This window comes from Mesorhizobium sp. M5C.F.Ca.IN.020.29.1.1 (assembly GCF_003997375.1).
GTDB lineage: Bacteria > Pseudomonadota > Alphaproteobacteria > Rhizobiales > Rhizobiaceae > Mesorhizobium > Mesorhizobium wenxiniae.
Genome location: NZ_RZSW01000811.1, coordinates 1 through 2,001 on the forward strand (window position 1 = coordinate 1; position 2,001 = coordinate 2,001).

2 protein-coding genes are annotated in these 2,001 nt (G+C 59.8%); one reads left to right on the top strand and one right to left on the bottom strand.

From position 1 onward, the window contains the following. Positions 1-161: 161 nt before the first annotated feature. Positions 162-938 carry a VOC family protein gene (locus EOA85_RS33820; RefSeq protein ID WP_127212593.1) on the bottom strand — a complete coding sequence of 259 codons (777 nt, stop codon included), beginning with the start codon at positions 936-938 and terminating at the stop codon, positions 162-164. A 173-nt stretch (positions 939-1,111) separates the two neighbouring features. On the opposite strand from EOA85_RS33820, the gene EOA85_RS33825 reads away from it, so the two are divergent. Beyond that, the gene (locus EOA85_RS33825) at positions 1,112-1,828 is read left to right on the top strand and encodes a gamma-glutamylcyclotransferase (RefSeq protein WP_127212594.1); all 717 of its coding nucleotides are present in this window, start codon (positions 1,112-1,114) and stop codon (positions 1,826-1,828) included. Positions 1,829-2,001 lie beyond the last annotated feature (173 nt).

Genomic DNA, 2,001 nt, shown 5'->3' on the forward strand with positions numbered 1-2,001 from the left:
GCGATCTTTGCTCAACCTCCCTTGGCAACCCTGCGCCAAAATCTCCATGCCTTGCGACATCGATGGCGTGAACCACCACGAAAGCGCAAATTTCAGTCCATGCCGAAGCTATCTTAGCGCATATGCCCAATTGGGGGAGATCGGCCACTGCTGCCGAGTTGTTACCGAACCGGCGCCGTTAGCGCGAAATGGGCGCCTTGCGGGTCCGTGCACATTACGATCCAGCTTCCACCCGGAACCTCCATCGGGCCCACCAGGATTTGACCGCCGTTGTCGGTCACGCGCTTGGCCGCCGCGTCGATGCTAGGTACATTGAAATAGAACTGCCAGACCGGCACGGGGATCTGCTCGGGCTTGTTCATCATGCCGCCAATAGGTTCGCCGCCGGCGGTAAAGAGCTGGTAGATGCCCATCGGCCCCATATCCATGGCATCGCCCGTTTCCCAGCCGAACTGGTCGGAGTAGAAATCGAGGGCCGCCTTCCAGTCTGATGTATAGAGCTCATGCCAGCCGATACTGCCAGGAGTGGTGGCCGGCAGGGCAGGTAGGTCCGGACCGTCGGGCTGCAGGAAATTGAACACCGCGCCTTGCGGATCGGCGACGACTGCAAAACGACCGACACCGGGGATGTCGTCGGGTTCGCGGTGAACAGTGCCGCCCGCCGCCTTCAACGACTTCGTCGCGGCGTCGACATCCCTGGTATGGATGTAGCCGACCCAGGCCGGCGGCATGCCCGTGTTGCGTACTTCTTCTGGCTGCGCCATCAGCCCGGCAACGCCGCGCTCGCCGACATTCATGACAATGTAACGAGGCATGCCTGGCGCCCCGTCGAAAACCTGCGCTTTCCAGCCGACCACACTCGTGTAGAAGGCCTCGGCAGCGTCGAGATCGGTGGTCATTAGCTCGTACCAGAAGAAGGGCATGGGGGATTCTGGCATCGTCGTGCTCCTTGCGTTTCTGTCGTTGATCGTGTGCGATCCATCCTAGGACGATCTTCGCGACGTGAATCCGACACCTGGGTCAAGAATCGACCGAGGCAAGGCACCGCCGTTCAAGTCTTGCGTACTTCGCGGTTTTCGCCTTTCCTTTGGTCAACGAGGGGTGTTGGTCCATGCTCCGGATGTCGCTCACTTCAGAGCTTGTCGCGCTATGCCATCGGGAGGAGGCCGATCCCGGTCGCGATGGAAGCTGGACGCAACTAAACGATGAGGATTTCGAGACCCTCGCGTCGCGGCTATCGAGCGAAGCAGGCGCGGGCCCCTTGTGGGTGTTCGCCTATGGCTCGCTGATCTGGAAGCCGGCTTTCGAGTCCGTCGAACGACAGCGCGCTACCGCTTTCGGCTGGCACCGGTCCTTCTGTCTCGACATTGCCCGCTGGCGCGGCAGCGCTGCGCAGCCGGGACTGATGATGGCGCTCGAACGAGGTGGCCGATGCGATGGTGTGATCTACCGCTTGCCGGAGGGGGAAAAGCCGTTGCAGATCGAAAAACTGTTGCGGCGCGAGATCGACGATCACGAGAGTGTCGGCTCGGTCAGGTGGCTTCTGGTGCGTACGGCTCAAGGCACGCTCAGCGCGCTGGGCTTCTGGGTCGGCGTAACCGGCAGGGGCACCTCTCTCAATCAGCCCTTGGAAAATGTGGCGCAGGTGCTGGCCAGGGCATGCGGGCATGTCGGGTCCGGCGCCGAATACCTCTACAACACCGTGAGTCACCTGGAAGAATTCGGCATTCGTGACCGCAATTTGTGGCGGCTGCAGGAACTGGTCGCGGACGAGATCAGGTCGATCCATGGCCGCACCCCCGGAATGGGCCTCCTCTCCACACAGTGATCGCGCGTGAAATCTCGATAACATGAGTTTATTTATCATATTTTATTGTGGGTTTTCAGCGGCTTGCGTCGAAAATTGACCAATTGATAAAAAAACAAAACGTGTTAGCCTTCCTCAAAACCACAAGAATGGGGAAGCGGAATGGCGACTGGTCATTTCAAGCAGGGCATTGC

What these genes read in the sequence shown, in the direction of transcription:
- EOA85_RS33820 (WP_127212593.1), bottom strand. Translation starts at nt 938, where the DNA reads ATGCCAGAATCCCCCATGCCCTTCTTCTGGTACGAGCTAATGACCACC.
- EOA85_RS33825 (WP_127212594.1), top strand. Translation starts at nt 1,112, where the DNA reads ATGCTCCGGATGTCGCTCACTTCAGAGCTTGTCGCGCTATGCCATCGG.